Origin of the sequence: Micromonospora sp. NBC_00389 (assembly GCF_036059255.1) — a bacterium.
In the GTDB taxonomy this organism is placed as follows: domain Bacteria; phylum Actinomycetota; class Actinomycetes; order Mycobacteriales; family Micromonosporaceae; genus Micromonospora.
The window spans coordinates 2,631,952-2,658,285 of the sequence record NZ_CP107947.1; the positions used below are offsets into that span (position 1 = coordinate 2,631,952).

Annotated in this window: 17 protein-coding genes and 1 pseudogene; 9 read left to right on the plus strand and 9 right to left on the minus strand. The window is 70.6% G+C overall.

Annotated features, from left to right (window positions below; all coding sequences use genetic code 11):
* The first annotated feature begins 73 nt into the window (after positions 1–73).
* Positions 74–1,312, plus strand: a complete 1,239-nt coding sequence (locus tag OG470_RS12620; RefSeq protein ID WP_328423888.1) for a hypothetical protein — start codon at positions 74–76, stop codon at positions 1,310–1,312.
* Between the two features lie 12 nt (positions 1,313–1,324).
* Here OG470_RS12620 and OG470_RS12625 read toward each other — a convergent pair whose 3' ends face one another.
* Positions 1,325–1,762, minus strand: coding sequence for a VOC family protein (locus OG470_RS12625; RefSeq protein ID WP_328423890.1), 438 nt, complete (start codon positions 1,760–1,762; stop codon positions 1,325–1,327).
* A 14-nt stretch (positions 1,763–1,776) separates the two neighbouring features.
* Positions 1,777–2,145, minus strand: a complete 369-nt coding sequence (locus tag OG470_RS12630; protein ID WP_328423892.1) for a VOC family protein — start codon at positions 2,143–2,145, stop codon at positions 1,777–1,779.
* 361 nt (positions 2,146–2,506) lie between these two features.
* Between OG470_RS12630 and OG470_RS12635 the strand changes: the two are divergent.
* Positions 2,507–2,749: pseudogene (locus OG470_RS12635) on the plus strand (nicotinate phosphoribosyltransferase); the annotation flags it as partial.
* Positions 2,750–2,872: 123 nt separating this feature from the next.
* On the opposite strand, the gene OG470_RS12640 reads toward OG470_RS12635, so the two are convergent.
* Complete coding sequence (locus tag OG470_RS12640) at positions 2,873–3,958, minus strand: endonuclease/exonuclease/phosphatase family protein (RefSeq protein ID WP_328423894.1); 1,086 nt, start codon at positions 3,956–3,958, stop codon at positions 2,873–2,875.
* A gap of 387 nt (positions 3,959–4,345) precedes the next feature.
* Here OG470_RS12640 and OG470_RS12645 point away from each other — a divergent pair, with 387 nt between their 5' ends.
* On the plus strand, positions 4,346–5,680 hold the full coding sequence (locus tag OG470_RS12645) for a hypothetical protein (RefSeq protein WP_328423896.1): 1,335 nt from the start codon (positions 4,346–4,348) through the stop codon (positions 5,678–5,680).
* 13 nt (positions 5,681–5,693) lie between these two features.
* Here the strand turns inward: OG470_RS12645 and OG470_RS12650 are convergent, their stop codons facing one another.
* Positions 5,694–5,930 carry a hypothetical protein gene (locus OG470_RS12650; protein WP_328423898.1) on the minus strand — a complete coding sequence of 79 codons (237 nt, stop codon included), beginning with the start codon at positions 5,928–5,930 and terminating at the stop codon, positions 5,694–5,696.
* An 895-nt stretch (positions 5,931–6,825) separates the two neighbouring features.
* Here OG470_RS12650 and OG470_RS12655 point away from each other — a divergent pair.
* Both OG470_RS12655 and OG470_RS12660 read left to right on the plus strand, forming a co-directional pair.
* A complete protein-coding gene (locus OG470_RS12655; RefSeq protein ID WP_442931106.1) occupies positions 6,826–7,743 on the plus strand; it encodes a DUF2637 domain-containing protein in 918 nt (305 codons plus the stop codon).
* 465 nt (positions 7,744–8,208) lie between these two features.
* Positions 8,209–9,147, plus strand: a complete 939-nt coding sequence (locus OG470_RS12660) for a replication-relaxation family protein (protein ID WP_328423900.1) — start codon at positions 8,209–8,211, stop codon at positions 9,145–9,147.
* 322 nt (positions 9,148–9,469) lie between these two features.
* On the opposite strand, the gene OG470_RS12665 is transcribed toward OG470_RS12660, so the two are convergent.
* The 5 genes from OG470_RS12665 to OG470_RS12685 form a co-directional block, all read right to left on the minus strand.
* On the minus strand, positions 9,470–10,195 hold the full coding sequence (locus OG470_RS12665; RefSeq protein ID WP_328423902.1) for a DivIVA domain-containing protein: 726 nt from the start codon (positions 10,193–10,195) through the stop codon (positions 9,470–9,472).
* 138 nt (positions 10,196–10,333) lie between these two features.
* Positions 10,334–13,408, minus strand: a complete 3,075-nt coding sequence (locus tag OG470_RS12670; RefSeq protein WP_328423904.1) for a DUF3427 domain-containing protein — start codon at positions 13,406–13,408, stop codon at positions 10,334–10,336.
* A 120-nt stretch (positions 13,409–13,528) separates the two neighbouring features.
* Complete coding sequence (locus tag OG470_RS12675; protein WP_328423906.1) at positions 13,529–17,515, minus strand: AAA domain-containing protein; 3,987 nt, start codon at positions 17,513–17,515, stop codon at positions 13,529–13,531.
* Between the two features lies 1 nt (position 17,516).
* Positions 17,517–17,933, minus strand: a complete 417-nt coding sequence (locus tag OG470_RS12680; RefSeq protein ID WP_328423908.1) for a hypothetical protein — start codon at positions 17,931–17,933, stop codon at positions 17,517–17,519.
* Positions 17,930–20,392 (minus strand): AAA family ATPase, encoded by a 2,463-nt coding sequence (locus tag OG470_RS12685; protein WP_328423910.1) that lies wholly within the window; start codon positions 20,390–20,392, stop codon positions 17,930–17,932. The genes OG470_RS12680 and OG470_RS12685 overlap by 4 nt, the downstream gene beginning before the upstream one ends.
* A 102-nt stretch (positions 20,393–20,494) precedes the next feature.
* Here OG470_RS12685 and OG470_RS12690 point away from each other — a divergent pair, with 102 nt between their 5' ends.
* The 4 genes from OG470_RS12690 (at position 20,495) to OG470_RS12705 (ending at position 26,334) form a co-directional block, all read left to right on the plus strand.
* The gene (locus OG470_RS12690; RefSeq protein ID WP_442931107.1) at positions 20,495–21,295 is read left to right on the plus strand and encodes a hypothetical protein; all 801 of its coding nucleotides are present in this window, start codon (positions 20,495–20,497) and stop codon (positions 21,293–21,295) included.
* Positions 21,292–22,422, plus strand: coding sequence for a hypothetical protein (locus OG470_RS12695; protein WP_328423914.1), 1,131 nt, complete (start codon positions 21,292–21,294; stop codon positions 22,420–22,422). Before OG470_RS12690 ends, OG470_RS12695 begins: the two co-directional genes overlap by 4 nt.
* Positions 22,419–23,933 carry a hypothetical protein gene (locus tag OG470_RS12700; RefSeq protein WP_328423916.1) on the plus strand — a complete coding sequence of 505 codons (1,515 nt, stop codon included), beginning with the start codon at positions 22,419–22,421 and terminating at the stop codon, positions 23,931–23,933. The genes OG470_RS12695 and OG470_RS12700 overlap by 4 nt, the downstream gene beginning before the upstream one ends.
* Before the next feature lie 61 nt (positions 23,934–23,994).
* Complete coding sequence (locus tag OG470_RS12705; protein WP_328423918.1) at positions 23,995–26,334, plus strand: GmrSD restriction endonuclease domain-containing protein; 2,340 nt, start codon at positions 23,995–23,997, stop codon at positions 26,332–26,334.

A 26,334-nucleotide genomic window follows, 5' to 3' on the forward strand; every position in this document is an offset into this window, starting at 1 on the left:
CGGGAACAAAGGGAAGCATCGATCCCGCCCGCGTTGCCTGTCACGTACATGAGCGGTTGTACCGCGTGTGACCGTGACCTCACGCCCCACCGCCTTGGAGCCGCACTGGCGGATCGCCTGGGCCGAGCGCGAGAACCAGCGGCGGCGACGCGCGTACCGCAGCGCCGCCGTCGCCTGGCTCCGACGCAAGGACCACCTGACCCGGCTGCGGATCGAGGCCGTCGGGTTCCTCGGGTGCACGCAGCCGCGTACCGGTCTGCCGGTGGACCTCGCCGACAACGAACTCGTCTTCCGGGTACTCCCCAACGCGGAGCTGGTCGAGGCCGAGGCACGGCACGTCGTCGGACTGCCGACGCCGGGGCCCCTCACCTGCGCCGACGCACCCGGCGACGCCCTGCCGGCGGGCCTGCGGGTCGTCGACGCTGGCATGGCCGTCGTGACCAACCACCGGGTGGCCTTCGCCGGGCGTTACCACCGGCGCGAGTGGAGGTACGCGGACCTGTCGGCCCCCGCCCACCACCCCGACGTCCCCCTCACCCTGCTGCACACCACCGACCGCGGCCCGCTCGCCGGGCTGCTGGTGCCGGCCAGCGCCGCGGTGAACGCCCGCTTCTACCTCACCCTCGCCATCGCTGCCGCCGCCGGAGAACGCGCCGCCGTCGCCACACAACTCGACGCCCTGCTGGACGCCCACCAGGGCGCACGACCGACGCCGCCGCCGCTTGTCGAGCCGGACGAGGCCCCGCTGACAGCGCTGCGCCCCGACCGCCGGGCGCTCGCCGTCGCCGCCGTCGGGGTCGTGGTGTTCTCGACACTGGGCCCGGGCGCTCTCGGGCCAGAGCAGGCCGGCCCTGTGCAGCGGAGGGAAGCGGCCGTCATCGTCGCCACGGACGCTCCGGCGGACGGCGACGCCGTTGCCCCCGTCCTCCCCATCGGACCGGTGGCACCGGAGAGGGCTAGGACCGGGCCGGTTGGCCGTGCGACACAGGTCCCCACCACCGGCGCCACGCCGTACGGGCTGTCGACCACCGGCACGCCCGTCCCGCCGGCGGTTTCGGCGTCGCCCACCGCTGAGGGCCGGCCGACCGCTTCGGTCCCGTCCGCCAGTTCGGTGCCGACGCCCGGCCCAGCTCCCACCACAGACCCGCCCCCGGTTGGCCGACCGGCTCTGCCCACCGCATCGGCCACGCCCACCGCACCGGCCCCGACTACTGCCACGCCGTCGCCGGACCCCGCCCTGATCACGCTCTGTCTGGATCCCCTACAGCTACCACTGGTGCACCGGCTGCTCTGCCCGCCAACCGAGCCGTGACCCCTTCCTGACTCAGCCCATCGCGCCGAAGTCGGGGATGGTGATGGTGCCGTCCTCGGCGAGGGGGAAGCCGGGGTTCCAGGCGATCTCCCACACGTGACCGTCAGGGTCGGTGAAGTAGCCGGCGTAGCCGCCGTAGAACGTCTCCCGAGCCGGTTTGGTCACCTCGGCACCGGCGGCCACCGCCGCCGCGAACACCTCGTCGACCTCGGCCCGCGAGCGGACGTTCTGCGCCAGGGCCATCCCGCCGAAGCCGCCGTCACCCGGATCGTCGACGCCCGCGTCCTCGGCCAGCTTGTCCCGCCCCCACAGCACCAACGCCGACCCACCGGCCTGGAGGAAGACCGTCTCCTCGACCTCCTGGCCGCGCCAGCCGAGTTGTTCGTAGAACGCCTTTGCGCGCGCCACGTCTGTGACTCCGAGGGTGATCAGGCTGATTCGCTGTTCCATGTCGGTAGATCCAATCACTGCGGGGCGTGGCAGACGGCTTCGACGTTGTTGCCGTCCGGGTCGCGGACGAACGCCGCGAAGTAGGTCGGGTGGTACTCCGGCCACACGCGGGGCGCGTGCAGCACCTCCGCGCCGGCCTTGATGGCGGCATCATGGAACGCCTCGACCGTGGCGCGGTCGTCGGCGGTGAAAGCCAGGTGCAGCTCGCGGGCCTCGCCGCGGGTTTCGGTCGGGCCCAGCCAGAAGTCGGGCCGGTCCCGGCCGTAACCGACGACGTTCGGGAACTCCAGCAGCCGGCGGCCGCCGAGCGGGGCGAGCACGGCGTCGTAGAAGGCGGCGCTGCTCGGCACGTCGCGGACCTGGACTGACAGGTGGTCGATCATCGCGGGCTCCTCCAAGCGTCTCTGGGCGAGGCTGACGCCACGCTAGCGGCGGGGTACGACGCGTGGTCCGTGTTCGCAGTGGATCGCCACCGGACACCACCCCGGTCGTCCGCACGGGTGCTCGTACCGCTGATGCGCAACCACGGCGGCTCGCCGCCGGGGTGCCCGCGCACCGCATCCACCTGCCCGCGGTGGTGCAGCCCTGATGCCGATGGAGCACCTCCTCCCGGGTGAGCCCTTACTTACGCCACAATTCGACTCGCTGCGGTGGAGTCGGGTAGGTGGTTCTGTTGCGCCGCCACCCTCACGGGCATGACTGATTCCACTCCTGGCCTGTCCGGGTTCCGCCGTGCCGAGGCGCTCGCCGCGGTCGCGCTCGCCGCTGCTCGTGCCGGTCATACGCGGCGGCCGTCAGCTGGCCGTCGCCGACGCGGCCGGTGAGGTACGCGCCGCGCGCGGCCGGTTCGACGCGGACCTCGCCTGGCTACCGGAGCCGGCGCGTCGGCTGGCGGACCCGACGCCGCTCACCGCCGCCGTCAGCCCGGCCCTCGCCGCGCTGCACGAGCGGGTGGTCGCGCAGGTGGCGCGGGGCGGGACCTACTGACAGCCGGGCCGGCCGGACGCGTCGGGGCGGCGGTCATCGCGGCGGGCCGCTCACGCTATGGCCCTCTGTGCCTGTGGCAACTCCGGGCTGGCGCGTCGGCGCCAGCCCGGAGCAGCGTTCGCGCTACTTCAAGGCCAGCACGGCCAGGTAGCCGAGGTGATCCGATGCCCACCGGCCGTCGGGGGTCTGCCGCTTGGTCCCGAAGATGAGGCTCGAGACGGGAACGACCGCCCCCCGGAACAGGACCATGTCGATGCGGTGTTCGACGGCGTCGGCGGGTTGGTTCAGGTCGTCGCCCAGACCCGCGGTATAGCCGGGTTCACCCGGATGCAGGATCTGCCACGTGTCCCGCATCCCGCCGGCCACCAGCGCCGCGTAGGCGAGCCGGTTCTCGGCGACGGGCAGGTCGGGGCCCGTGTTGAGGTCCCCGGCGAGGATGACGTCACCCGGTGCCGTGGCGAGGGGGCCGCCCAGCAGCTCGCGCGCCTGCAGCACCCGGACACCGGCGTGGAAGGCCTCCAGGTGGGTGTTCACGAACCGGAACGGGCGTTGCCCGTGCACCACGTCCACCGCGGTCCAACCGCGGGTGCTGGTCACGGTCCCGTTCGTTGCCGCGAGCGTGAAGGTGAGGTTGTTGGTGAAGGTGCCAGACGAGGAGTCGGTCACCTTCACCCGGCCGCCGTGGCGCACCAGGATCACGTCGCGCATCGTGAGCCGGACGTCGAGGAAGTGCGGCGCGCCCGCCGGCGCCTCCAGATCGGCCTCGGCCTGTACGACCGCGACGTCGTACGCGTGACCGGAGCGGCTCAGCTCGCCCATGAGCAGTGCCAGGTAGTCGTACCGGATTTCGGTGGCTGGTGCGGGGTCACCGAACGTGCCGGTGCGCCACAGGGCGACCTCCTGCAGTCCGACCAGGTCCGGCTTGTTCTCGGTGATCTCCCGAGCGAGCAGCTTCGCCCGGGCGGGAAAGTCGACCAGGTCGACGTGGCCTAACAGCGCGGAGTTCGCGGCCAGGAACGCCCCTGGTGTCGGCGCGCCGATGGATGGCGTCAGATCGCCGCCCAGATAGAGGTTCCGGGTCATCACGGTGACCTTGGACTGTCCATCGGCGTGGACGGGTGCGCCGAAAATGCCGAGGCTGACCAGGGCGATGGCGGCTGCGAGGGTGACTCTCGCCGTTCGCCAGGAGGTGGTGGGTATGGGGAGCATCCTCTTCGATCCTCTCTCCCGGCGACTACGCCGGCGTCGGACGTGAGATCGATCCGGTGGTGCGGATGGGGACGCGTAAGGCGGCGTCGCGACCTGTCGGCGGGGCGCGGCCCGAGGCGGTGCGTGCACCGTATCGCCGCGAGGCGGTCGGGGACAGCCGTGGATATCGGCGGTTCGGCCCCATCCGCCAACCGGTACGGGTACTCGAAGATGACGTCGGGCACCAGCGTCGAGCAGGCGCTGTGGATCATTGGGCGGCCGCACCGGGTGATTCGACGCCACCTCCACGAATCGACACCCACGGAACCAGCCGAACCGGTCGACGGCTACGACGTGTCCTGCGCCGCCGCGCGCGGTTGTACCGGGTGGACGCGGAACCCCTTCGCGATGAGAGGCGACCCGGTGGCGACGGACGGGACGGCGGTGGGCTGGCGGGCCCGGTGGGTCAACCGAGATAACGAGCGGCGGCGCACGGCGTACGAGACCGCCGTCGAGGCGTGGCGACGACGCGACACGGAGCTACGGGAGTTCTGCGCGCGGGCGGAGGAGCCGGAGCCGCGGGCGGAGACGCCGGTGGGGCTGCCGGTGGCCCTCGACCACGACGAGGTCGTGTCCACCGTGCAGTCCGGCGCGGAACTCCTCGAGGTGACGGCTCGGCACACCGCCGGCCTGCCTGCACCGGAGCTGGCCGCCGTTCCCCTCGAGGACTCGGTCCGGGTACGCGGGTTGACGAAGGGCGTCGCGGTGGTCGACGCCGGCATGGCGGTGGTCACCGACCGGCGGCTGATCCTCATCGGGCGCCTCGGGGTCCGGGAGTGGCCGTACCGGCAGCTGACCGGGGTGGCACACCATCCGGCGGAGCCGTTCACCCTGCTGCACGAGCACGGGCCGGGCAGGATCCGGGGAGTACGGGTGCCGCCGACGGCGGCGTCCGCCTTCCGGCTGCGCCTCACCGTCGCGTACGCCGAGGCCGTCGGGGAGCGGGACGCGCTCCTGGACCGGCTCGACGAGGCGGTGGTGGCGCACTGGCGTACCCGGCCGGCGGCCCCGACACCGGCCACGCCCGCCGAGGCCCCGGCCGCCGCCCGCCTCGCCCGTCCGGCGCTGGTCGCCGCCGTCGCGGTCCTGGTCGCCGTGGCGGGGGTCGCGGGCGCGGTCCGCTGGTCCGCGACGGACCGCCCGGTGGTCGGAATGGACTTCGACGGCCGCCCCGGCGCGACCTCGGCCGACCCGGATGACCCCTCGCCGTCCACCGCCGTCGGCGCGCCGCTCAGCTCCACCGCTCCCATCGCTGGTCCGCAGCGGGACGCCACCACCGCGCCCGGCACGTCCGGCCCCGCTACGGCGCCGGGGCCCGGTTCCGTGCCGGTCACCTCGCCTGGACCGGGCCCGACCGATGGTGCCTCACCGACCAGACCCTCCGGGTGGCCGTCGGCCAGCAGCACCGGCGGCGGCAGCCCGAGCCCGTCCACCGGCTCGCCGAGCCCGACCCCGGTGGACCTCTGTGGCGCACCGGAGAATCCGTACGGCTACAACTACTGCGGCGGCTCCTACATCAACGACCCGGCCGCGGACGTCTGCGACTGGTTCGACTGCGTGCCCACCTTCTGGAACGGCAAGGGCTACGTGGTGCAGTGCGACGACGGCCTGGTCAGCATGACCGGCGTGCCAGGCGGGCCGTGCGCCGACCACGGCGGCACCCGACGCCCCGTGTACGCCTGACCCGTCCATGCCCTCACCCTGTCCCGGCGTCCCAGTAGACGTGCCGCCAGCCCCGTTCGGCGTACTTCCACGCGGTTCGCCACGGTAGGCCGGTGACGACGAGGGCGAGCGGGCTGGCCGCGACGTCCGGGTCGGCGGTGGCGTCGGCCAGCGCCGGGCGGTGGTCCCCGGCCGCGAGTGCCTCCAGGCCGAACACCTCCGGCGCGAAGTGGTACAGCCCGGCGTCGAGCCCGGCGACCTCGCTGGCCACCGCGTACATCTCGAGGGGGTGGAGATTGCCGGCGGAGGGGGCAGCGCGGAACCAGAGGTTGTCTCCGGCGGTTCGGGTGACGGCGGCTGAGTAGAACAGCAGGCGGGCGAGGAGTTCGCCGTCGATGGTCGGGTCGCTCGGCGGCGCTCGTCCATTCGATGAGATCCCCGTCCTGCCAGGTGGCCAGATCTGGAGGTTTTTCGCCCATGACTGGGCGGACACAGGCGGACTGCGAGCAACAGGAACGGACTGACTAACACTCCACCGGACTGACGTCAAGGCTCCGTGGCCGATCCGCGCGAAATTGGGGTTGACTCGACGGTGTTCCCGGGGCGTACTGGATACACGTTCCCGCACTGCCGGCTGGCGCGGTCGGCCAGAAAGAGGCGGGCAGGCACTCCCAGAGTGGGGTTGCCTGCTCTTGTTCGCGCCGACGGTGCTGGGACCGTCGAGAGAGGGAGGCCCCACATGAAGGATCGTTCGTCGGCGAGTTGAGCCGCCGCACCACCATGGCGCTTGTCGAGCGCTGCCGGTGGCGAGAGTCCTGACCCCTTGTGGCTCGGCTTGGCCGTCCGCCCCCGTGTCCGCCTGTTGACCGCAGCCTGCTGTGCCGGTTGTGGCGACGCCTGCTGCCCTGGTGCCTGCCCCTGCGCATGACAGGAGGGGTTCCGTCCGGACGGGCGTCAGCCGGCAGGGTCGCGTCTGCCCAATCCCTGATCCGAGCGGGCTGGACTGCACCCCTCGTCGCCCGCACCTTGAACATCATTCAACTGGAGCACGAACATGACATCAACCCACATCAATTACACGAAGTCGACTGCCAGGTCGGTCCGCCCCTGTACGACGACGGTAGTCAAGATTGCGCACGTGCTGCCTCACCATGGGAGGTGGGCCGTTGGCGACAACTGAACAGCGATCCCGCGACGTCCCCGCCGATCAGCGGTCGGGGCGGGAGCGGCTGGAGAACCGCGTCCAGGTGCTGATCATGTTGTTGATCGGCGGCGCGGCCGGCGCGGCCTCTTTCCGGCACGTGCATGACGTCGCGGCGGCACACGGCCAGCCGGGCTGGCTCGCCTGGGCCGACGCGGTCGTGCTGGAGTTGACGTCGATCGCTGCCGGTCTGGAGCTGCGCCGCCACCGGCGCCTGGGTACCAGCGTCGCCTTCCCGGCGACCGTCCTGACAGTGGCGGTGTTCCTGTCCCTCGCCGCCCAGGTGGTGGAGGCGGAAGCGTCGGCGATCGGCTGGATCGCCGCCGCGCTGCCGGCGCTCGGCTTCCTGACGATGGTGAAGATCGCCCTCGGCCGCGCCGACCCCGCCCCACCCGAGCGCACCGCCCGGCCCACGCGGGTCGCCCCAGGACCGCCGCTGATCGTCGAGGCCGGGGTCCCGGACACCCGCGAGCCGGTCCCCGCACCGCCATTGCCGGTCCCCACGAACACTGGCCCGGTCCGGGACTGCATCGCCGTGGTCCCCGCCCCGGCGGTCCCGGACCCGGCGGTCCCGGACCCGGCGGTCCCGGACCCGGCGGTCCCGGACCCGGCGGTCCCGGACCCGGCGGTCCCGGACCGACGGGCCGAGGACATGCCGGTCCGGGACCGAGGCCCGGGGATCACCGCGCTGGTCCCGGCCGCCCGGACCGCCGCCCGCACCCTCGACGCCCACGGAACACCCCTGTCCCGCAAGGCCCTCGCCGGACAGCTGCGCGCGGACGGGCACCAACTGTCCAACGCCACCGCCTCCACGCTCGTGCGCGTCCTGCGCGGCGAGAGCACCCCACCCGCGCCGGACCTGTCACAGCGGGAGGCCGCGTGACGGAACCACAATCTGCGACCTCTGTCAGCCATAGCAGTCGCCGTGAGACCAGCACACGGGTCTGTCAGGAAGCCCGTCTCCTGACAAAACCTGACCCGACCTGGCAGAGCGAACACCGGCCCGCCCGTCACGGCAAGGCGAGCAGTGCGCACCTTGCTCTCCATCCCCCTGTTCGGATCCTCGAAGGAGCAACAAGCATGCTGACCCAGCTCAGCGACCCTCACCCGCGCCGCCAGAGTCGTCACCGACCTGCGGCGCACTCGCTGTCAAACCACTGTCAAGGCGGAAGCGGTGTGGCCGGCCGTGTCGACGTCGGTGTCGGTCTCCGTTGCACCGTCCGCCTTGATCCTGACCCCCAAACCGACCCGCCGATCCCGCCTACAGCCCAGGTCAGGTCCCCTTTCAGGAGTGCGGGCCGGCTCCAGACACACCCTCATGTGTGGGGTGTCCCCCCAGGGGCCGCCCATGCGTAAACCGCTACCGGCTCCGGACCCGCTGCTGCGCCTACAGGCCAGCATCACCGCCCGCGACGACCGCCTCCTCGGCTGGCTCTACGACCATGGAGTCCTCACCACCGACCAGATCGCCACCGCCCTGTTCCCGTCCCTGGACTTCGCCCAACGCCGGCTACGTCGCCTCACCGTGCTACGCGCGACAGACCGGTTCCGACCCAACCGGGCCTACGGCGGCTCCTACCCGTACCACTACGTCCTGGACCAGCTCGGCTACGACCACGTCCACGCCCAACGTGGGCTCGGACGACCACGCCGGGACCAGGCCCGCCGCCGAAAGCAGTCCCTGACCGGCCGGCCGGACCTGCCGCACCTGCTCGGCGGCAACCAGGTCTTCATCGACCTCGCCGCCCACGCCCGCACCCACCCCAACACGGCCCTGGACCGGTGGCAGCCCGCGTCCGCCTTCCACGAGCCCGGCGTGTTCTACCGCAGAGGCAGCAACCCGCAGATGATGGTCCACGGACCGAGCGGGCTGCCCCGCCCCGACGGCGCCGGGGTGTGGACCGAGCACGGACGGTCCGTGCAGTTCTTTCTCGAGTACGACACCGGCCGCGAACGCCTCGACATCCTCACCGAGAAAATCGCCAAGTACGAACGGCTGGTCTGCCTCAGCAACTGGGCGTGGCCAGTCCTGTTCCATCTACCCTCCGCCCGGCGGGAGGCGAACCTGCACCACCGCCTCGCCGAGGTCGGTCCGCAGGCGATCATCGCCACCACCACCGCCGAACTGCGCGCCGCCACCGGCGCCAGCCCCGCCGAGCAGGTGTGGCAGCTATCCGGCTTCGGCGCCGGCCGCCACCGCCTCATTGACCTGCCCTACACCGACACCGCCCACGACGCCGAGTTTCCCAACCTCGCCGAGCCCGGCCCGAGCGGGCGGGCGGCCTGATGGGGCGGCGGGGCAGACGGACGCGTCGCGCGGTGTAGGTGGCCCATACGCCGCCCCGCGCGCCCACACCCGCCACCTCGTGGGCAGCGAACGCCGCGCGTCGTATGGCCCCGAGGGCGGGACAGGGGCGCGGGCCGTAGGTCGCCAATGCAGCGCCCGGCGTACCTCAACAGCTCTCACGGACCTGTCAGGGGTCGGCCTCCGGCGACAGAACCGGCGACCGCCCCTACACCCACACCAGCCACCCTGCGGTGACAGATCCCATGAGCGGCACACGACGTCGCGCCTCGGGTAGTGCCGGTCCACCTGATCGGCGGGAACGCTATCCGGCATCCCGCTCGTCGTCATCCCACCGCGCCAGTGCGTCGGAGAGGTCGTCCAGGAACGCGTCGACCTGCGCGCGGTCGTACCCGTGCATGGCGGCCGGAAGGCTTCCGCGAGCCCGTTCAATCTCTGCCTTCGCCCCGAAGCGCTTCAGCATCACGTCCGAGATGAGCGCCTCCTGGCCCTGCCTGACGAGGTGATTCACCCCGGCCGGGTCGTATCCGCGCAGCACCATCGTGAAGTCCGGCGAGTCGAAATGCTGCCGAATCAGCTGCCGAAAATCGGTGAAGCGGCTGCCGCCGAAGCGGGCGAGGGCGGCCCCCACCTCGTCCGGCGCTTCTCGGACGTCCTGCAGTTCGAGCAGGACCAGGCAGGGACGGTCGTCCACAGGGCTCCGATGCGTCAGCGGACTATCGAGAGTCGACCCGCTGGCCGGCACCAGCAACAACACCGGAGAGGGCGTCTTCCTGCCGGTGAGAACCGGCAGCGGCTGATCGAGGACGATCATGTCGATCTCGGCCCACGGCACCAGCCGGTCGATTCCGGGCAGCCGTACGGTCAGCCCCTCAGTCCCGATGTGGAACCTGAACGGCCGGAGCCCGTAGAAGGCGAGTACTCCGCCCATCAACAGGCTCAACACGCCGATGATCAGTGTCCCGATCCCACGGAAGGCACTGTCAGTCCGGCCGCACAGCAGCATGAAGACGCCGAACGCCAGCAACACGATGCCACCGACCAGGATGGATCGGCTCCTGCGAAGCTCCACGGTCCCGCCCTGCTTTCCCGAAGGGTGCTGACGAAAGCGTTGCAGCCGGGCGCAAGCGGCTATGCCCGGCGTGGCGGAGAGGCCAGCCGGTCGATCTCAGGCGGCGATGGCCCGAGCGGCGGCGTACATGTCGGCGGGGAGCCGATGCTGCAGCCGCCAGATGATGCGCATGGGTCGATCGCCGCTGTGCTCCTGGTACGTCATCGGCCCGGCGTACAGGTACGGCGGCGCGCCCAGGTCGCGGTCGGCGAGCTTGGTCTCCCGGACGAACAGGTGCACCGCCGACCCGCGCTCGGCGTGCTGGATGTAGCGCTGCCCGGTCCCCGACGCCGACGACGTGGTGCTCTGCGACTCCCACTGGAACAGGCTGTCGGTGATGGCCCGGTCGGCATACATCGTGGTGGGGGAGTAGTGCTCCTCGGACTTGACCAGGGTGACGAAGAAGAGGTCCGCCTGCTCCGACTCAAGCCACTTCACTCCCTCGCGCAGCGACCCCGGGTTCGCCATTCCGAAGGCCGCGCACGCCTCGTTGCGGCTATAGCGGGCGTGCACCCGCAGCGGTACCCGGCCCGGCTGCGGCGTGACCGTCACCCGGTGGATTCGGTCCCGCAGTACCTCGGCGACCTGGCGTAGCTCCGCGCAGCGCGCCGGCTCCCCCCAGAGCCGCTTCAGCCGGGCATCGCGCTCGGTCAGCGACACCGACGGCCCCCAGAGACTGAAGTGCAGCATGTCCAGCAGCCGTCCGCGGCCAGGGTGCTCGCCGCCCGCGACCCGGGCCAGCAGGGACAGCCGGTCCACGTCGTCGATGTGCAACATTCGCCCGATAGCCCGGCCGAGCTCGCGGTCGTCCGGCCCGGCGGTCGAGGTCTCGATGCCGGCGAGCCGCCGCAGCCCGGCCCACCCGCCGATGCTCGCCGACCGGTAGACGTCCTCGACTTCCAGGCCGGTCTCCCGCAGGAACTCGGCCAGGCTCACGTCACCGAGCTGCCGCAGCTCCGCCACCAGGCCGTTCTTCGAGGTCGGCAGGGCCGACTTCAGGTTGGCGAGCACGACCTTTTTCGCCACTCGGTCCAGCTCGACGTGGCAGCCGCTCGGCAGCGACGGGAAGCCGTCCCGGACGGCCGCCTCGACGGCCCGACGGCTGACCCCGGTCAGTGCCCGCCACCGCAGGTCGAAGCGGAAGTTGGCGTGCTGGCCGCCGATGAAGTCGAGCACCGTCAGACAGGGTTTGTCGTCGTCGAGCCGCAGCCCACGGCCGAGCTGCTGAAGGAAGATCGTCGCGCTTTCGGTGGGCCGCAGCATCAGGATCGTGTCGACCATCGGTAGGTCGACACCCTCGTTGAACAGGTCGACGGTGAACAGCACGCGGAGTTTGCCGGCCTTGAACTCCCGCAGCAGGCCGTCCCGCGTCGTGCGGTCCGCCCGCGAGGTCACCGCCGCCGAGGGTACGCCGCGCCGGGTAAACCAGTCCGCCATGAACTCGGCGTGCCCGATGCTTACGCAGAACCCGAGCGCCCGCATCCGACCCACGTCGGCCGTGTCCTGTACCGCCTTCAGCACCATCCGTGCCCGCGCGTGGTTGCCGGTGTAGAGGCCGTCCAGCTCCGCCGGGTCGTACCCTTGCCCGCGCTTCCACCGCAGGTGCGACAGATCTACGTCGTCGTGCACTCCGAAGTACTGAAACGGCGCCAGCAACTGCCGCTCCAGCGCGTCCCACAGGTGCAGCTCCACCGCCGCGTGGCCGTCGAACCACCGACGCACATCACCGCCGTCGGCCCGGTCGGGGGTCGCCGTCAGTCCCAGCAGTACGCGCGGCCGCAGCCGCTCCAACAACCGGGCGTACGTCGGCGCTTCCGCGTGGTGGAACTCGTCAACGATCACCATGTCGTACGCGTCGGGGTTGATCTCCCGGCGGTGCAGCGACTGGATCGAGGCGAAGACGTGCGTCCAGTGGGTCGGCTCCTTGCCCCCGACCAGCATCTCGCCGAAGCTGCCGTCACCCATGACCTGGCGGAACGTCGACATGCTCTGCTTGAGGATCTGCTCCTGGTGCGCGGCGAAGAGCAGCGAGTCGACTTGGCCTGCCCGATGTAGCCGCCGGTAATCCAGCGCTGCCACCACCGTCTTGCCGGTGCCCGTCGCCATCACGACCAGGTTGCGGTGCCGGCCGTGCACCTGCCGCTCCGCATCCAGGTCGGCCAGGATCTCCGCCTGATACGGGTACGGCCGCACATCCAGGTTCGCGATTTGCGTCGGCACGTCGTCAGCGCGCTCACCGCTGAGCGCCTGCCGGAGCCGCTCAGCGTCCTTGGCGGCGTCGTACTCCTCGAACGCCGGGTCGTGCCAGTAGTCCTCGAACGTCGCGGTGAAGGTGTCGATGACGTGCGGCTGCTCGATGTTCGAGATCCGGACGTTCCACTCCACCCCGTCGACCAGCGCCGACTTCGAGAGATTTGAGGAGCCCACGTACGCGGTGGTGGTGCCGTTGGTTCGACGGAACAGCCACGCCTTGGCGTGCAGCCGGGTCGTCCGGGTCTCGTAGGAGACCTTGATATCGGCGCCCAGCTCGGCGAGTCGGTCGAGGGCTCGTTGGTCGGTCGCGCCCATGTAGGTCGTGGTGATGACACGGAGTCGGCCGCCGCGTCGGATCAGGTCGCGGATGGCGGGCTCGACGATGCGCAGGCCGTGCCACTTGATGAAGGCGCAGAGCAGGTCGACGTGCTCTGCGGAGGCCATCTCGTGGGTGACCTCGTGGCCGATCCGGGGCTGGTGCTTGCCGTTCACCAGGAGAGCGCCGGTGGAGAGTGGGGTGGTCGGGCGCTGCGGAAAGGTCGGTTGCGCCGGCGGGGTGGGCGGGGCGGCGATGGCGTGTAGGAGGTTTTTGGTGTCGGCTACCTGGTCGCTGTGATTTGTTGCGGCCGGGCTGAGGACGGCGATGGCTTCGGCGATGCGGTTGGTCAGCTCGACCTGGTGGTGCAGCTTGTCGTCGCCGCCAGGGACGGCTTGGAGAGCGCGGCTGATCAGGGCGGCGAGGTGACGGGTGAGGGGGCCGTGTGAGTCAGCAGCGTCTAGGGCGCGGTGCTGGATCAGGGCGGGATCGACGCGGTGGAGCTGGTCGGCGAGCTGCTGGGTGATCAGGTGCTCGTAGATGCCCCGCTCAAGATCCGTCACGCCGGCAACCTAACCTTCTCGCAGGCGTCCCCGTTGCCCCTACACGAGGCGCGAACGCTAACCCGATGACTGTTCTGGCAGACGGACCCGCCCACCATCTCCGCGCGTCTCTCCTGACTCCTAGCGAGGCGTCCCACTGTTGCGCACGTCCTGGATCGCGAGCCGAATGGCGGCGTTGATGCGCGGACCCCGGCGGCGGAAGCCCAACTCCTGCATCGCCTCCGTGATGATCTGCTCCTCCGTACGCAGACGCCCGTCGCTATTGATCCACGCCACCAAGCCGGCGAGCTGCCTTCGGCTGTACTCGGTGATGGGGGCGCCCGGGTAGAGCTGGGGCTTCGGCATGCTTCGGATTGGTTCGGTGGGAGACGGCGGGGCACTCTCCGACCGTGGCCGCACGACCGGCCGCTTCACCGACGCCGGTCGGCTCGCCTCGGCGACGGCTGCGTCGTGGGCCGCCTTCACCCGCGCGACTTCCTGGTCCCGATTCCGGAACCAGGCGGTGGACCAGATGCGATGGAAGCGCCAACCGAGCCGCTCCAGGTGCTCCTGTCGCAGCCGGTCGCGGTCCCGGGCGGTCGGCGACGAGTGGTAGGTGGCCCCGTCCGCCTCGATCGCCAGCACCATTTCGCCCGGTCGATCGGGATGCTGGGCGGCGAAGTCAATCCGGTAGCCACTGGCGCCGTACTGAGCGACGAGTGGAATCCCGGCCGCCGTCAGCCGGTCGCGCACGTCCGCCTCGAACGGATTGAGTGTGGGCGCGGTGCCGACGGCGGACAGCCGCTCGCCCTGGCTCTCGGCGTACTCCAGGTAGCTGCGCAGCAGCTTGGCGCCATGGGCGTTGAGCTTGTTCGGGTCCAGGTCGCGGGCGCTGAACGAGCTGACCACCGTGGCACGCTGCCGCGCCCGAGTCACCGCAACGTTGAGGCGCCGGTGGCCGCCGTTGTTGTTGATCGGCCCGAACCGATACAGCATCCGGCCGTCCGGCCCCTTGCCGTAGCCGACCGACAGAATGATCGCGTCTCGCTCGTCGCCCTGCACCCGTTCGATGCTCTTAACGAAGAAGGGCTCCTCGCCCCGCTCCTGAAAGAACTCGTCGAAGCCGCCGCGGTCGATCAACGCACGACGCAGGGCCGCTTCGATCCGCTCGGCGTGCTTGATGCCCATGGTGATGACGCCAAGCGACTCGTCCGGGCGCTTCTCCGCGTGCTCCAGGATCAGTTCGACGGCCCGGTCCACCTCGGCGCTCACCCGGTCGCCCGGCCCGTAGCCGACCGGGTTGTTGTCGACCAGGACGTGGGTCAGGCAGCCCTCCGTGGCGGCGCCCGGGAAGGTGACCAGCTCGTTGCCGTTCGGCGCGTAGATGTGCAGGTTGGAGAAGGCGATCAGTCGCTCATCCCGGCTTCGGTAGTGCCAGACGAGGTGCTTGTTCTGTGACAGCGGGAGCGCGGTGGCGAAGGCCTGCAGCAGTGACTCCACGTCGTCGGTCAGCGCCGTCTCGCCGTCTTCGTCGGCGACGGAGTCGTCGTCGCTACTGTCGAAAAACCGGGTCGGCGGCAGCTGGTGTTCGTCGCCAGCAACCACAATCTGCCGGCCCCGCATGATCGAGGTGATGCCGTCGACGGGCTCGACCTGGCTTGCCTCGTCGAAGATGACGACGTCGAAGAGGCGCTGCGCCGGTAGCACCTGGCTCACCAGTAGCGGGCTCATCGCCCAGCAGGGCTTGACGGCCAGCAGCACCTCCGGCGCTGCCCGGAACAGCTCCCGCACGGGCCGGTGCCGGGCCTTCTTGGCGGCCTCCTTGCGGACGAGCTGTTGCTGCTCCGGGTTGGCGTCGAGCGTCGCGACCAGGTGAGCCGCCGCAGCGCGGCGGATTCGACCGGGGGTCGCTTCGATGTGCTGATGATCGGCCCGCTGGAAGTCGCTCACCGCGGCCGTGAGCAGCTCGGCGTTTAGACCCGCATAACGGGCATCGGTGAGGGCGATGTGATCAAGGATGGAGTGCAGCCAGGCGTACTCCAGCACACGCTCGGCCTCGGTGGCGCCGGCCCGGCGCTCCGCCAGCTCGGCCAGTAGCGCGTGCAGATTCCACCCGAGCAACGCCGCCCGTAACTCGTTGTGCCGGGCCACCCGCTGCAACCCCAACTGGTCGCCGGCCAGGGCGGAGAGCTGTTGCTGAAGCTGCTCTGGAGCGTCGGTGAACGTGGCGGGCAAAACCGCTTCCAGCACTGCCAGGGACCGGTCCAGGTGATCCGCGTTGGCGAGCGCCGCCGGCAGGCAGTCGGCCCCGCGCGGCTGGCTGCCGTTCTGGCAGCATCGCTGCCAACGGTCGCGCTGGTCGGCCACGGCGAGCAGAGCGGTGTGTAGTTCTTTGCGGGCAGGCTTGTCTGGGCCGGTCCAGAGGGCGCGGACCTCCTTCAATGCCGCCCGCCGCTCCAGCCAACCGAGCGACACCGTGGTCGACTTCCGGCCGCGCCGGTCGGCTGTGGCGGCGATCCAGCGGTCGAGGTCGCCGGCGAACACCTCCGGCGTGAAGCGGTCCAGCGACCCGGTGACGTCGTGGACGAGGGCGAGCAGGTCCCGCCAAGCCGTCCGAGTCTGCGGCGGTCGCAGCCCACAGTCACCGGTCAGCGTGCGCAGCAACTGCTGCGTTTCGGGGAGAATCTCGTAGGCGGCCTGCCCGGCCGCCGCCATGACCTCCGGGACCGCCGCTGTCGCCGCGACGGTCGCGGCCTGCCATGGGCTGGACGGCATGGACCGGTCAAAGGCGCCAAGACGCGCCAGCTCGCCCACAGCCCGCCAGAGCTGCTCGGCCACGGCCGGGTCCAACCGCTGAAGCATCGGCGCCCGCCAACGGAACGCCGTGCGGACGCCGGCCCCGAGCGCGATCAGCCGCTCCTGGATTTCGTACGCCGACATGTCCCACGGCGCGTGCCGCCGGTGCAGCATGTGGCCGTGGGCGACGAGCTGCTCCCGCCGGGCGAGTAGTTGCCGGCCGAGGTTCTGCAGTTGCGGCTGCCGCTCCTGTGCGATGCGCTGCAAGCGGCTGCCCAGCGCCTGGGCCAGCTCGCGGCGGCTGGTTCCGCCGCCGTGCAGGTTGATGACGAGGTCGTCCAGGTCGACGGAGGTAAGGCGGTTGAGCACGGCGTCGATGGCGGCCCGCTTCTCGGCGACGAAGAGCGTGGTACGGCCGCGCGCGGCGAGCGCAGCGATGATGTTCGCGATCGTCTGACTCTTGCCGGTGCCGGGGGGGCCCTTGATGACGAGGTGCTGGCCGGCGACGACCGCGTTGATCGCGTAGCTCTGCGACGAGTCGGCGTCCAGCACCAGGAACTCGTCGCCGAGCGGGACGGTGTCCGGAGTCGCGGGAGTGACCGAGACCGGTGAGGCCAGCGAGGTGCCGGCCGCGACGTCGCCGGCGAGCGCGGCGATCACATCGCTCTCGGCGAGCAGCTCGCCGTTCTTCTCGATGTCCTGCACCATCGGCAGCTTCTCGTAGAGGAACGTGCCGATGACCTGCGTCGAGGCGGCGACGAACTCCGGCACCCGTGATGCCGCACGGTTGAGTCGGTTGAGCAGCTCGCTTGGCGCGAAACCGGCTTCGGGCAGCTCGGCCAGTAGCTCGTCCTCGGTGATGGTCACGCCGTAGTCACGGGCCAGCTTGAACAGCAGCACCGGGTTGACGATGGGCGAGGCTTCGACCCGTAGCCGGAAGTCGGTCTCGGTAGCGGTCGTCGCGTCGATCTGCAGCGGGTGCATGATCACCGGTGCGCGGGGGGTGCGGTCCGGCTCACGCCAGCTCGCCATGCCGGTGACGACGTAGCCGGCGTCGAGACCGCGCTCCTCGGACAGCTCGCGCATCTTGGCCCGAATGTTTCGAAGGCGGCGCTGCGCGTCCGCACGCGATTCCTGAAACGGAAAGAGCTGGCCGAGGGTCTGGGGCTTGCCGGAGAGCAGCCGGATGACCGCCGTCGGGTCGGCGGTGGCCAGGGCTAGCGTGCCGGCCTTCAGATCGCGGTAGTACAGCAGCCTGTTGTTGCCGGAGGTGTCGATCAGCGACTTGGCCCAGCGGTCCGCGGCCGCTGCCACTCGCCGCAGGCGCTCCACGTCAAGCATCCTCATCGACTCCCCGTTGCCGCACGACCTGCTCCGCGGCGAGGTCGGTGATGATTGTCGCCACCATCTCCCGAAGCCGGCGCAGTTCCCCTGCGGTGAGACCCAGCTCGTAGCAGTGGTGGTGCCCGGCGCGGGACAGCGCCGACCAGGTGTATCCGGCCCGGGCGGCGACGCGCCGGCCAGCGTAGCGGTCGAGGATCAGGAACTGCGGCGAGCGGGCGCGCATCGGCAACACCTCGGGGTGGCAGCGCCGCCAGTAGTCGTCCATGGCGGCCTCGAGCGCGAGCCGGAGTAACCATGCGCAGGCGCGGGGCCAGGCGCCACGGGTGCCGCGTACGACGCTGGACAGCAGTTGATCGGCGGCGTCCAGGCAACTCTGCGGCATCGTCACCAGCGGGCCGGCCGTCATCGCAGGTGCTCCGCGAGTCGGCGTGCGTCCCGGACCAGCACCTCGAGATCGAACGCGCCCGGTCCATGTACGCCCTGCTTGCAGGCCTGGAAGGCGTCACCGGCCCACCTGCCGAACTGGTTGATCCTCGTGAGCACCTTGCCGCCCTGATGCATGTCGCCGAAGAGCGCCAGTGCGGTCACCTGGTTGAGGGTCAGCGCCTTCTCGATGAGCTCTTCCACCTCACCGTGCCGCTCACCGCGCGCGATCCGTTCCCGCCGGATTCGGTCGTGACAGGCGGCCTCCAGGGCCGAACGGCAGAAGCCGGACACCAGGGGATAGCGCGCGTTGTCGGCCAGCTCCTCTGCCTTGAGGATTGAGGTGGCGTCGTTGAGGTACCGCTCGATCGGGTCGCTGTTCTTCCGGATCTCCACCACCGACTCGTCGCGCCGGGTCACTGCCCAGATGGTGGCTTCGATGCGCAGCCGGCGTACCGCCTCGGGCAGCCGGTTGTCGTGGGTGAAAACCACGACTTGGCGGGTCTCCGCCAGGCTGGCGAGCACCTGGGCCAGGCCGTCGACCTTCGACGGGTCCATGCTCTGCACCGGGTCGTCGATGATGAGGAATCGGAACGGGCTGTCGTCGGCGCAGGCGCGAGGCAGGAACACGGACAGGCCGAGGGCTTGGAGCTCGCCCTGGCTCATGACGGCCATCGCGGAGGTGGTGGTGCCGTCGACCCGGGCGGGGAAGGAGATTTTGCGGTGTGTGTTGGTGCCGTCGAGCCGCATCCCGCTCAGTTCGACGTTGCTCTCCTGACGGAGCTCGTCCCAGATCTCCTGCGAGCGCTGGGCGAAGGGTTCGAACCGCTGGTCTCGCAGCTCCGTGATGGCAGTTTTCAGCCAGTCCCGGGCGGCGTTGACCCGCTTGAGCTTCGCGTCGTTCTGCACGCCGACTCGCGCCCGATTCAGCCAGTCCTGCAGCGAGACGGCATGCTCACGCCAGGCGTCGTGGCGCTGTCGCAGCCAGGCGCTCGTCTCATCCTGCAGTTCGGTGAACGCCTCGAGCATCGGCGGATAGGCGGCCCGGAGGTGCGCGGCGTGCTCGTCGGAGGAGAGCTGGGCTGCGGCCGAGCGGAGCTCGTCCGCTTTCGCGCGGAACCGCTTCACCACATCAGGCTGGTCGAGCGCGCTGGCCAACGACTCGAGGTCGTCGCTACTGATTCGCCGGTCTAGGTCGAGCAGCCGCGCGGCCCGTGCCTGCGCCTCCTGGAGCCGCCGGTGCCCTTCCTCGACAGCGACGGTTTCGCGCTGGATCTGATGGATGGTGTTGCCGGCGCGAGTGCGCCAGGCGGCGTCGAGGGTGCCAATTCCGCAGACGGGGCAGGGGCGGTCGCCGTGTTCGTCGTGGAAGGTGACCGCCATCCGGAGCAGCTGTGCTGCCTGCTCGGCCGTGCCGGCGCGGGTGGTGGAAAGGTCGGCGACGTGCGCCGCCGCTGCGGTGAGTTCATCGGCCACCTCGGTGGCGTATGCCGCGTCGGGCAGCGCGACGGCGACCAGGCGGCGGGCCGCGACGGCGACCGGGTCGTTGGTGTCGCTACCGGCGTCGGCGAGCAGCTGGTCGAGTGCCTCGAGGTCGGGAGCTCGCTTCGCGAGGAGCGCCACCGCGGCCTGCGCCCGCTGGTCGTCGACGCCGACGAGCGCGGTACGCAGCGCCTCGCGCGCCGTCTTGACGGCCGAGACCTGGTCACTCAGGTCCTTGCGCGTTCGCATCAGCCGCTTGTCGGCGTCGACGATCGGGTCCATGCCGAGGATCGGGGCCATGGCGTCGAAGAGCCCGCTGGGTGTGGAGGTGACGAGCCGGGCGAGGTCGTTCGCGGTGAGGAACGGACGGTAGGCATCGAGGGGCTGTTGCCACCCCAGTTCCGCGGTGTTCGCGTAGCGGTTCCCGTCATCTGCCAGGACGTGGCCGACCCCCTGGTGCGCCCCGGTGTGGTCATCGCGCCAGGAGCGGCGTACTCGAATGGGTTTCGCGGCTCCTTCGGCCCGCAGCATGACCTCGATCTCGCAGGGGGAGCCGCAGTGCAGGTTGCGCCAGCCCTCTTTGAAGACGCTGTTGCGGTCGGCCCAGCGCGCGCTGTTACCGGTGAGGGCGAGCTCGATGGCCTCCGCATAGCTCGACTTGCCGGAGCCGTTTCGGCCGACGACGAGGGTGAGGCCGGCGTGCGGCTGCAGCCGGAGGCTCTGCTGTGGACCGACGCCCCGGAAACCGGCGACGGTGATGGACTCCAGGTAGAGCGGCTGGGGACGGGGTCGAGTGGAGGGATCCCGCTCCGGCAGGTCGGCGGGCTCTCCGGCGAGGACGGCGGCGAGTTGGTCGTCCCCGACGTATGCGGCGAGCACAAGATCTACGACATCGTCGGCGACGTTGTCCTCGGCCAACCGGTCAAAAACCTGGTCAAGTAGGGACTGGTCCGGGGCCATACGGGTCTCCCTTCCAGGCACGACGCTAAGTATTGTTGCGTCAGCAAACAACCCGCTCTCGGGGGATTGCTGGAAAACACTGGAACTTGTACCATGCCTTTCGTGGCCGAGTCCATAGAGAACCTCGAACGCCGGATCGAAGAGCTGCGAGCAGCGGTCCGCCGCGCGGTGATGGCCCGCGACCCTGCCCGAGCCAAGGCGATGCGGGCTGAGCTGCGAAGTGCTGAACGGGACTGGGAGCAGGCACTGACGGACCTGGCCGACGAGGCGGAGACGAACATCGAGTCGTCGAAGCCGGAGATGCCGCTGGTGCCGGTACGCGAGCAGGTGCACCACGCGCTCACCCTGCTGTCGGTGCCGGCCGCGCCGAAGCTGATCGCCGAGGTCCACGCCGCGTTCTACGGCGCGAGCGCCACCGGGATCGCGGCGAGCAAGCTCACCCACCTGCGTCGGGACGAGGAGCGGTCCTTCCGGACGGCACGGCACTCCCGGCCGTACTACCTCTGCTCCGCGCTCACGGCCGAGCACCTTGCCCCGGCCCGGGGCCTGCTCGCCATCTCCACCTGGCCACTCGAGCGGCGCATCATCGGGCCGCTGAGCCTCCGTGTCGACTTCCTGACAGCCGCTATCAACGTGACGGAACGAGCAGCCAGGATGCCTGAGCAGGAGCCGGGCGTTACCCGGCTGCTCTGGCGGTTCGCGAGCACCATCCCGGGAGCAGCCGAACCACACGGGGCGGTAGACGCGGCCACTGTGGTCAAGGCCGCCCAGGCCGAACTCGACGTCCACGTGGTGGCCGACCAGTCGCAGCGGGAAGCGGCGGCCGAGCGTGCCCGCCGGCAGATGGATGAGGCCGAGCAGCTCTTCGGCAGCAAGCTGCGGGTAGTCAGGGAGACGGCATGACCAACGTTGGCCAACGACTCGCCACGATTCGGGGCGGGGGCGTCGCGAGCCGGCACAACGCCCGGACCATCGCCGCCCTGACCACGAACCCGGGCTGCGCTCGCCGGGCGGTGCTCGACTGCGCGGGCGTCGACAAGCAGCGGCTGGCCGCCTACGTCGACTACCCGGCCCGCTTCGGCCAGTCGCCGTTCGCGATCACCCGCGGCAACGCCTTCGAGGCGCAGGTCAAGGCCAATGGTTGCGCCGAGCTGCTGCGGCTGCTGCGGGAGCGGCTCGACCTCGAGATCCCGGAGGTTTCGTACGACGACTTGGAGTCGGTTGCCGGCCGCGAGAGCCAGGACGTTCGATACGCCCGGTCGCGCGCCCTGCTCACCCGGGCCGCCGCGCAGGCCGATGGGGCCGGCACGCTCTTCGATCACCCGCTGCTGCGGCTGGAGGTCGCCGGCCAGCAGGCCTACCTGGAGCCGGACCTGATCGCGTTCCAGCACGACGGGCAGTTCCACGTCGTAGAGATCAAGTCGTTCGCGGTCATCGACGGGCAGGCCGACTCGGGCAAGGTGGCCGGCGCGGCGATCCAGGCGGCTGTCTACGTGCTGGCGATGCGTGAGCTGCTCGGCGAGGCAGGGTTCGACCCGGAGATCGTGTCGCATGATGTCGTGCTGGTCTGCCCGCGAGACTTCTCCAACCAGCCGATGGCAGTCCGGGTCGACGTCCGCAAGCAGCTCGCCGTACTGCGTCGGCAGCTGTCCCGGATGACCCGGATCGACGCGCTGCTGGCCGACCTGCCGGCCACGCTCAGCTTCGACTTCGCGCCCGACGACAACGGGGTGCCCACCCGCTCGCCGGCCTCGCTGGTCGCCGCCCTCGAAGCCGTCGAGGCCCGGTACTCGCCGGAGTGCCTGGCCAGCTGCGAGCTGGCGTACTTCTGCCGGCACGAGGCGCGCGGCTGCACCGCGGCGCTGGGCAAGTCCGCCCGAGAGGAGATGGGCGGCATCGAGCGGGTTGAAACCGCGCTGGCCATCGCGCGCAATCAGCTCGCGCCGGCGGATGACCAGAAGGAGGCCGCAGAGCTGCTGCGGGCCGCCGCGCGGCTGCGGGCCGAGCTGATGAGTGGGGTGGCCGGATGAGCACCCTGACGACGTTGGCGAGGGCCGAGGCCGTGGTTGAGGGGGTCGCCCAGCGGATCACCATGGTCCGCCACGTACACGTCGCCGACCGACCGCTGGTCTTCATCCCGCTCGCCATGGCGGGCGAGGCCAACGCGCCGCTTGCGGCGATGGTGGGTGACGACCGGCACGATCCGACGTTGCTGATCGTGCCGCAGCCCCGGAACCGGGACCAGCGGTTCGCGTTCGCCGCCGAGCTGGCGGGCGTCGTCGTCCCCTATGTGGACAGCTTTAGCAGCGATGTCGAAGCGGTGCCGACGAACAAGGGCAAGGACGTCCGCCACCGGTACGCCGATGCGCCGCAGATGCTCGTACCGAATCCCGGCGGCGTTGGCTTCACCCGGCTCTTCGGCCGGTCCACCCGGTTCCGCCGCACCGACGGCGACTACCCGGTGAACCCGTCGGTGCCGCTGCTCGGCCGGTGGCTCACGTACTTCTTTGAGCGCGCCGAGCACCCCGGGTCGTCAACTTTGGTGGCGATGACGCAGGCGCTTTCGATGCACTGGGCCACCGGGCAAAGCCCGCTCGAGGACGCTCAGCTGGCCGCACTCCTGGCCTGGATCACGCCCCCGCCGGGCATGACCGGCGCCGACGCGGCCGCCGCGGCCGAGGATCCGGTGACCTGGCCGCCGGCCGGTCCGGCCACCGACCCGACCTTCGACAACGAGGTGCTGGCCCCGGCCATGTCCGCGTACGACCGGGCGGTGGCCACCGACTCGCAGGTGGCTCGGCGTCGCGACGAGCTGGAGGACATTCTGCGCTCGCAGCTGGAGCCGACCTGGCGGCTGATGTGGCAGGCCATCTCGCTGCTGCGGGACCTGCCCGCCGGAGCGCACGTGCCCAAACGCTGGGCGGAGGACCGGGACGGCTTCACCAGCTTCACCGCGTACCTCGACGAGGGCGGGTTCCCGCAGCCTCGACGCGACGGAGCGGTTGTCGCGGCAAGGAAGCTGCACCGCATGGAGCGGGCGCTGACCTCGTATGACGTGCAGCGGGCCTACGACGACCCGATGGTGATGGCCGACTACCGGCTCACCGGTGAGGCGTTTGTGGGTGAGGTGACCGCCGCCCACCCGACGCGGATTGACGACAGCGGGAAGCGGCGCGCGCTGCGGCCGTGGATCGCGGTGACCACCGCCGACCCGGTGCTGGTCACGCCGGGCACGTCGCTGTTCTCGCCCGAGCAGCCCGGTGGGCAGAAGGCGCGGGTGATGTCGGTGGCGCAGAAGGACGACGGGACGACCGCGGTCGTGTTGGAGCTGACCGGCGGGATGGGGCGCTCGCTCACCCCGGCCCCGGGCACTGTGCCAGAGGTGGGGAAGCGGATCTGCTACACCACGCTCAGCGACTCCTTCATGCCGCCGGGCGCCTTCCCGTCTCGGGAGGAGACGCCGTGGACCCACGGCGGCCCGCCGGCGCCGTACGAAGACAGCGCACCGACCAAGGAGGACGCCCACGAAGAGTGGTCGTGACGTTTCGGCCCGCAGCAGTGCTAGTCAACGACCAACCAATCAGATCCGTGGGGGAGCTGAGTTGAGCAAGTTGGGCACCATCCTCGACCAGATTGACTCGGGCACCGTGCTGTTGCCCGAGTTCCAGCGCGGCTACGTATGGAACCGGGATCAGGTACGCGGCCTGATGCGCTCGCTCTACCTCGGCTTCCCAGTCGGCGGGCTGCTGGTCTGGGAGACGGAAGCCGACCACGGCTCGGTCCGTGGCAGCGACCACGTCGGCGGTGGGGTGAAGCAACTGCTCCTCGACGGGCAGCAGCGGATCACCTCTCTCTACGGGGTGGTCCGCGGCAAGCCGCCGGCGTTCTTCGAGGGTGACCCGGCCGCCTTCACCGGCCTGCGGTTCAACGTCGAGGAAGAGACCTTCGAGTTCTACGCGCCGGCGAAAATGAGGGACGACCCCACCTGGGTCGACGTCACCGAGCTCTTCATCGACGGCATCGAACCGCAGATCGGAAACCTCACGGCGCACCCGGACACCATGCCGCACTTCGCGACCTACATGGGTCGGCTCATCCGGCTGCGGAACATCCTCGAACGGGAGTTCCACCAGGAGAAGATTACCGGCGCGGACAAGGGCGTCGATGTGGTCGTCGACATCTTCAACCGGGTCAACTCGGGCGGCACCAAGCTCTCCAAGGGTGACCTGGCGCTGGCGAAGATCTGCGCCGACTGGCCCGAGGCCCGCTCGACGATGCGCAAGCACCTGGGCACCTGGTCGACCGCCGGGTTCCAGTTCAACCTCGACTGGCTGCTGCGGAACGTCAACGCGGTAGCGACGGGCCGGGCCCAGTTCGAGTCCCTGGAGGGAGTCGGCTCGACTGACTTCGCGCAGGCGCTTACCTCCAGCGAGCGCTACCTCAGCGGGTTCCTCGACGTGATTTCCGGGCGGCTCGGCCTGGACCACGACCGGGTGCTGATGGGCCGCTACGCCTTCCCGGTGGTCTCCCGCTTCCTGCACCTCAACGGCGGCACGTTCGCCGACGCCACTCAGCGCGACCGGATGCTCTTCTGGTACATCCACGCCGCGCTGTGGGGACGCTTCGCCGGCTCCACCGAGACGATCCTGACCCAGGACTACGAGACGGTCGCCCGCAGCGGCATCGACGGCCTGATCACCAGCCTCAGCCGCTGGCGCGGCGGCAACCTGGTGATCGACGGCCAGGACTTCGAGGGCTTCGGCCGCGGCTCCCGCTTCTACCCCCTGCTCTACCTGCTCACCCGGGTGCTCGGCGCCCGCGACTTCGGCTCCGGCCTGGAACTCAAGAGCGAGATGCTGGGCCACCTCACCTCGCTGCAGGTCCACCACATCTTCCCCAAGGCGCTGCTGTACAAGCACGGCTACGGCCGGTCCGAGGTCAACGCCGTTGCCAACTTCTCCTTCCTGACCCAGCAGACCAACCTCGCGATCGGCAAGCGGCCTCCGGAGGAGTACTTCGCCGAGACCGAGCAGAAGCACCCGGACGCGCTCGAATCCCAGTGGATTCCGACCGACCCGCAGCTGTGGCGGCCCGACCGCTACCTGGACTTCCTCGCCGCCCGCCGGGAGCTGCTGGCCAACGCCGCCAACGGATTCCTCGCCGGCCTCCGGGACGGCACGAAGCCGGCCGCCGAGCCACTGCGACCGGTGGTCGTGGTCACCGAGGAGGAGGTCGACGACGTCCGCGCCGGGCAGGTGAAGGCCCTCGTCGAGGAACTGGTGGCGGCGGGCTGCGCCGAGCCCGCCCTCGACAGCGAGATCGCCGATCCCGCCACCGGTCGGCTGCTCGGCGTGGCGGAGGCGTACTGGCCGGACGGCCTGCAGCCGGGGCTGGGTAACCCGGTCGTGCTGGAGCTGGACGCCAACCCGGAGCTGGCCCGGATGGAGGAGCTCGGCTACGAGGTCTTTACCTCGGTCGACGCCCTGCGCGGTTACGTCGCCCGGCGCAACGAGCAGGCGGCGGGACTCGCTGACGCTGAGCCGTTCGTCGAGGAGCCGGACGCCGACGCCGAGACGACCACCGGTTCGGAGGATGCGCCGGTCGTGCCGGCCCAGGCCGGTGGCGACCAGGGGACGGTCGCGGACTTCGAGCGGGCGATGCGCGGGGTGTACGAGGCGGCGCGGCGCGAGGCCGGCTACAACGCCACCTACTTCCTTGGCATGGTCGCCGCTCACGGTGGGCTGGCCACCGCCAAGAAGCTGCTCGCCAGCCCGGTGGTGTCCGACGGGTTCGCGGCGCTGTGGGAGCGGGGGCGACTCGACCTCACGGTGGAGGCCCTGGTGGTCAAGGACGAGTACGAGTCGCTCTTCACGCCCCACGAGCTCGACATCGCCCGGCACCGACTGCGGCAGTTCGACTACGACGCCGCGGCACGGCGGTGA

Bases quoted from the DNA above. Each gene is read 5' to 3' on its own strand.
- OG470_RS12625 (WP_328423890.1), bottom strand. From the start codon at position 1,762: ATGGAACAGCGAATCAGCCTGATCACCCTCGGAGTCACAGACGTGGCG.
- OG470_RS12630 (WP_328423892.1), bottom strand. From the start codon at position 2,145: ATGATCGACCACCTGTCAGTCCAGGTCCGCGACGTGCCGAGCAGCGCC.
- OG470_RS12640 (WP_328423894.1), bottom strand. From the start codon at position 3,958: ATGCTCCCCATACCCACCACCTCCTGGCGAACGGCGAGAGTCACCCTC.
- OG470_RS12645 (WP_328423896.1), top strand. From the start codon at position 4,346: ATGAGAGGCGACCCGGTGGCGACGGACGGGACGGCGGTGGGCTGGCGG.
- OG470_RS12660 (WP_328423900.1), top strand. From the start codon at position 8,209: ATGCGTAAACCGCTACCGGCTCCGGACCCGCTGCTGCGCCTACAGGCC.
- OG470_RS12680 (WP_328423908.1), bottom strand. From the start codon at position 17,933: ATGACGGCCGGCCCGCTGGTGACGATGCCGCAGAGTTGCCTGGACGCC.
- OG470_RS12685 (WP_328423910.1), bottom strand. From the start codon at position 20,392: ATGGCCCCGGACCAGTCCCTACTTGACCAGGTTTTTGACCGGTTGGCC.
- OG470_RS12695 (WP_328423914.1), top strand. From the start codon at position 21,292: ATGACCAACGTTGGCCAACGACTCGCCACGATTCGGGGCGGGGGCGTC.
- OG470_RS12700 (WP_328423916.1), top strand. From the start codon at position 22,419: ATGAGCACCCTGACGACGTTGGCGAGGGCCGAGGCCGTGGTTGAGGGG.